A 4,956-nucleotide genomic window follows, 5' to 3' on the forward strand; every position below is an offset into this window, starting at 1 on the left:
GGCAGCGCCGACGCCGTCTCACCCACGGTCGCCGCGACCATCGCACGCCGCCTCGCACCCATCCGCCTCGTCGATGACGCCGCGCCCGACGCCCCGCTCGAAACCACCATCACCCTCGACCGGCTGCTCGGGATCGCCGACTTCGGCACCTACGACATCGACCAGTTGTGGGCGCCGAAGTCGTTGGACGCCTTCCTGAATGTGCCGTTCGGGGTGAGCGGCAGTGGCAGCCCGGTGCATCTGAATCTGAAGGAATCCGCCCAGGAGGGCATGGGTCCGCACGGTCTGTGCATCGGCGCGACCGGATCGGGCAAGTCGGAGGTGCTGCGCACCATGGTGCTCGCGCAGGCGGTCTGCCATTCCCCCGACCGTCTGGCCCTGGTGCTGGTCGACTACAAGGGCGGTGCCGCGTTCGCCGGCCTCGATCGGCTCCCGCACAGCACGGCGATGGTCGACAACCTCTCCGACGACTCCGGTCTCGTCGACCGACTGCACGACGCGTTGCTCGGCGAGATGCAACGACGCCAGCAGGTGCTCCAGGCAGCGGGTTCACTGCCCAACGTCACCGAGTACAACCGCAGGCGCGAGGCCGGGCAGGATCTGGAGCCGCTGCCCAATCTGCTGGTCGTCATCGACGAGTTCGGTGAGATCCTCACGGCCAAACCCGATTTCATCGACCTGTTCGTGCAGATCGGGCGGATCGGCCGGTCGATCGGTGTGCATCTGCTCCTCGCGACGCAGCGGCTCGAGGAGAGCAAACTGCGCGGCCTCGAGTCGCATCTGTCGTATCGGATTGGGCTGCGGACGTTTTCGGCTCAGGAGTCGCGCACCGTGATCGGCACCGCCGACGCCCACGAGCTGCCACCGATCCCGGGCTCGGGGATTCTCAAGGTCGACCCGGACATCTTCGTGCGGTTCAAGGCGGCCTACGTGTCCGGGCGGTACGTGCCCGCCGAGGACGCCGAGGACACCACGCTGCCGCCGGTGCCGATGCCGTTTCATCTGATCAACGACACGTCTGACTGGCTGGCCGAACGGCAACACGAGTACGCCGAATCGCGTCGCGGTGAGAAAGCCGTTGTCGCCCAGGACGACCCGTTCAGTGCGTCGACCTTGGAGATGGTCGCCGACCGTCTCGGCGACCATGCCGCCAAGGTCCGGCAGATCTGGCTGCCGCCGCTGCCGCAGTCGCTGCGGTTCGACGAGGTCGTCGGCGAGGTGGCCGCCACGCGGGCGCGCGGGCTCACCGCCGCCGACCGTCCGACACTGCACTTCCCGCTCGGCATCAAGGATCAGCCGCTCAAACAGTGGCAGGGGCCGCTGACGGTGGATCTGTCGGGTTCCGGTGGCCACCTGGTCTTCCTGGGGTCACCGCAGTCGGGCAAGACCACCGCGTTGCGTTCGCTGGTGGTCGGGGCCGCGCTCACCCACACCCCGGCCGAGGTCGCCTTCTACCTGATCGACATGACCGGCAGCGGACTCCGACCGCTGGCCGGATTGCCGCATGTCGGCGACGTCGCGACCCGCTTCGAGGTGGACAAGATCCGACGCACCGTCGCCGAGATGGCCGCGATGCTCGCCGAGCGTGAACGGATCTTCGCCGACCACCAGATCGAGACCGCCGAGCAGATGCGGGACATGCACCGCGCCGGCGGGCTGCCCGAACTCCGTTGCGCCGACGTGTTTCTCGTCATCGACTCGTGGTGGACATTCCGCGAGGAGTTCGACGAACTCGCCCGCACCGTGCAGGAGATCATCTCCCGCGGCCTGGGCTACGGCGTGCACCTGATCGCGACGACCGGCCGCTGGACCGACTTCCGCATCCAGATCCAGGGCATGATCGGCACCCGCGTCGAATTCCGCCTGAACGATCCGCTGGACTCCACCATCGGACGCCGCTTGGTCGAGTCGATCCGCGCCGACAATCCCGGCCGCTGCCTCACCCAGGACAGCCTGCTCGGGCAGGTGGCGTTGCCCGCCTACGGTGCCGGGATCGGCGAGATGGATGCCACCATCGCCGCGATCGCCGACGCCTGGCAGGGGACGTCGGCACCGGCGGTCCGCATGCTGCCGGAGTCCGTCGAACTGGCGCAACTGCGCCGCGACCACCCCGATACCCGGCACATCGCGATCGGCCTGGCCGAATCGAACCTCAAACCCGTGCGCCTCAACCTGTTCGGCGACGACCAGCATCTTCTCGTCTTCGGCGACTCCGGCTCGGGCAAGACGGCGCTGGTCCGCACCATCGTCGACGAACTGTGCCCGCATTTCCGCGAGGGCGAACTGGTCTTCGCGGTCCTCGACCTCAAACGGCAGCTGCTCGACGTGGTGCCCAAGGAGTTCCTCGGCGGCTACGGTGGAACCGCGAATATCGCTGCGGCGCTGGTCTCCTCGATCGTGAAGGAGCTGCAGCGCCGGATGCCGCCCGACGACGTGACGCCGCGTCAGCTGCGCGAGCGGTCGTGGTGGACCGGCCCGGAGGTCGTCATCGTCGCCGACGACTACGATCTGATGGAGGGGTCGAACAGTCCGCTGAAGCCGCTGGTGCCGTTCCTGCCGCAGGCACGCGACCTGGGCGTGCACCTGGTGATCCTGCGTCGCGCGGCGGGTGCTTCGCGGGCCGCCTACGAGACCGTCCTGCAAGCGGTCAAAGAGGCCGGGGCCACGGGCCTGCTGCTCTCCGGTGATAGACAGGAAGGCCAGATCTGGCCGAAGGTGTGGATGTCGCATCAGCCGCCCGGCCGCGGTGACCTGGTCCGCCGTGGGCGGCCGGCGCAGCGGCTGCAGCTGGCGTACACCCCGCCGGCGCCCGACGACGGTGGCGAACTTGAGCGAACCGAACTCGACCACATCGCAGAGGAGCGGACATGACCGAGACCGTCGGCGACGACGCACAGACCCGCCGCCCGGGAATCGAGTGGCATCCCGACGCAGCGCGTCCGCCGTTCGAATGGCATGTGCGGCTGCCCACGGACTGGGCCGTGGTGGAAACCCATCCGGCGCGGTGGAAGCGGCAGAACGAGCGCATCGTCGACGATTACTTCGCCGGACGGCGGGTGCGGTCCAAGGATCGCAAGGACCTGCTGCGGGCGATGGAAGACGTGGTCGCGCTGGCCCAGCGCAAGAAGGTGTTGCTCACGCTGCTGAAGCCCGGGGTGGACGACGAGGGCCGGATCGCCAACGTCGTCCTCAACATCACCTTCGACTCGAGCACCGGCCGGCTGGCCTCGATGGCGCCGATCCGGCGTGCGTTCGGCGATGGTGACACCTTCGAGGAACGCACCACACCCAGCGGGAACGCCTATGGGATCACCACGATTCGACGCAGCCAGCAGGACGGATCGGGCCTGCGCGAGGTGGTCTCCGTGCAGGGCTTCTATCCGATGCCGGGGACCACGTGGACCCTGGTGGTCGCGGTGACGACCCCGCAGATCCACCTCGCGGACTCGTTGCGGGACATGGTCATCCGATGCATCGGCAGTGTCCGCACCGACGCGACCGAGACCGGGTCGGCACCCGACACTGACGCCGTCACACTCGACGACGACACGCCGATCGTCGAAGCGGACACACCCACGTCCGACGACGCGGTCGACCTCGTGGGCTACGAGTTCGAGCCGTGACCGTCGTGGCGACACCGCCGCCGCAGTGTTAGCCTCGGCAGAGAGCATCGTTGCAGGGGTCGCACACGAGTTGTAGCAGGGGAGGTTACCGATGGCCTACATCCAGGTACCGAAACAGACGATGATCGACCTTGGTGACAGTCTCGTCAGGATCAAGAGTCGGCTCGAGTCCGAGAAGAAGGACGGCACCCTCGTCCACGGCCTCGACGACCGGCACGGTGATCCGCGGATTGTCGACGCCGAGAACGGCTTCCAGGGTGCGTGGACGACGAGCATCGAGAAGCTTCTCGAGGGGATCGGCGGTCTGGGCGAGGTATCGCAGGCGATCGGCACCGGTGCACAGACGATCGACCGCGAAGTCGCCAGTGCGGCCGGGAAGATCGCCGCGAACGTCTCGGGATTCAACTTTCACATCTGACACGCAACTGGAGGGGGCTCGCGATGTCCGGCGATCTGTTCGGCTGGGACGAGGAAGCAGCCGCATCCGCGGCAACGCGGGTGGCCTCTGCGGGTGCCGCCCTGCAGGCCGACATCGTCGCGCTCAACGGCAGAATCCAGCACAAGGCGGGCTGGGTGGGTCCCGAACACGAACTGTTCGAAGACGTCTACGACGCCTGGCAGAAGGCCGCGACCGTCGTCGAGGACATCCTGGAGGTCACCTCCAAGCTGGTCGGCGGCGCCAACACCGCCGTCGGCAGCTACCGGGACGGGATCCGCGAAGCCCTCAACGGCTGATCGGCGACGAATATCGCTGTCACGCTGGGCTTGTGATCGCGCGCAGCGCCACCTCCGACAGTGCGATGACACTCTCGCTCGACGCGGTCAGCGCCGTGCGCGCCGAGCCACCCGACGATCCGACATCCATCGGCGGCGTCGGTGTCACGGCGCAGTGCGCACATGCCGTGCGGACGTCATCGTGGCCGCCCACCGCGACCACGGTCACCGCGTGGCGGGCCGCGAGCGTCGCCAGCACCGATTTGCCCTCGTGTAGCCATTCGTGGCCGATGTCGGTCGAATCACCGACGAGCACAACGTGACTCGCCAGCTCGCAGGCGACGTTGATGGTGCCGCGCGGCACACCCTGTGGCACGTCGAGCACCAGCGTCGGAAAACGGCGACGCAGCTTCCACACGGCATCCCGGAAGACGTTCGGGGGGAACGCACCCGGGCCATCGAGCCAGCACGACGCCAGCGGGACCTCAGCGGCCATGTCGACGTAGTTCTCTACGCTGCGCCGACGCAGAGTGGCATCGTGCGACGCGGCCAGCCCGACGAGATCGCCTGCGCCCGACGACTTCAGCAGCCGACGCAGCGGCTGTGCGGTGCCGTCGGT

5 protein-coding genes are annotated in these 4,956 nt (G+C 68.0%); 4 read left to right on the top strand and 1 reads right to left on the bottom strand.

Annotated features, from left to right (window positions below; translation table 11 throughout):
* The 4 genes from eccCb to ABZW74_RS23975 all read left to right on the top strand — a co-directional run.
* The coding region (gene eccCb / locus ABZW74_RS23960; RefSeq protein WP_355279932.1) for a type VII secretion protein EccCb at nucleotides 1-2,871 on the top strand (2,871 nt) is incomplete at its 5' end.
* Complete coding sequence (locus tag ABZW74_RS23965) at nucleotides 2,868-3,623, top strand: hypothetical protein (RefSeq protein ID WP_355279935.1); 756 nt, start codon at nucleotides 2,868-2,870, stop codon at nucleotides 3,621-3,623. The genes eccCb and ABZW74_RS23965, both read left to right, overlap by 4 nt.
* Nucleotides 3,624-3,714: 91 nt before the next feature.
* A complete protein-coding gene (locus ABZW74_RS23970; RefSeq protein WP_355279938.1) occupies nucleotides 3,715-4,041 on the top strand; it encodes a hypothetical protein in 327 nt (108 codons plus the stop codon).
* 23 nt (nucleotides 4,042-4,064) lie between these two features.
* Complete coding sequence (locus ABZW74_RS23975) at nucleotides 4,065-4,358, top strand: hypothetical protein (protein WP_355279940.1); 294 nt, start codon at nucleotides 4,065-4,067, stop codon at nucleotides 4,356-4,358.
* Nucleotides 4,359-4,377: 19 nt separating this feature from the next.
* On the opposite strand, the gene ABZW74_RS23980 is transcribed toward ABZW74_RS23975, so the two are convergent.
* The coding region (locus tag ABZW74_RS23980) for a hypothetical protein (RefSeq protein ID WP_355279943.1) at nucleotides 4,378-4,956 on the bottom strand (579 nt) is incomplete at its 5' end.

It is taken from the genome of Gordonia sp. NPDC003585, from assembly GCF_040610755.1.
Classification (GTDB): domain Bacteria; phylum Actinomycetota; class Actinomycetes; order Mycobacteriales; family Mycobacteriaceae; genus Gordonia.

Excerpts from the sequence above, each read along its gene's own strand:
- ABZW74_RS23975 (WP_355279940.1), top strand. The coding sequence starts at position 4,065 with ATGTCCGGCGATCTGTTCGGCTGGGACGAGGAAGCAGCCGCATCCGCG.
- ABZW74_RS23965 (WP_355279935.1), top strand. The coding sequence starts at position 2,868 with ATGACCGAGACCGTCGGCGACGACGCACAGACCCGCCGCCCGGGAATC.
- ABZW74_RS23970 (WP_355279938.1), top strand. The coding sequence starts at position 3,715 with ATGGCCTACATCCAGGTACCGAAACAGACGATGATCGACCTTGGTGAC.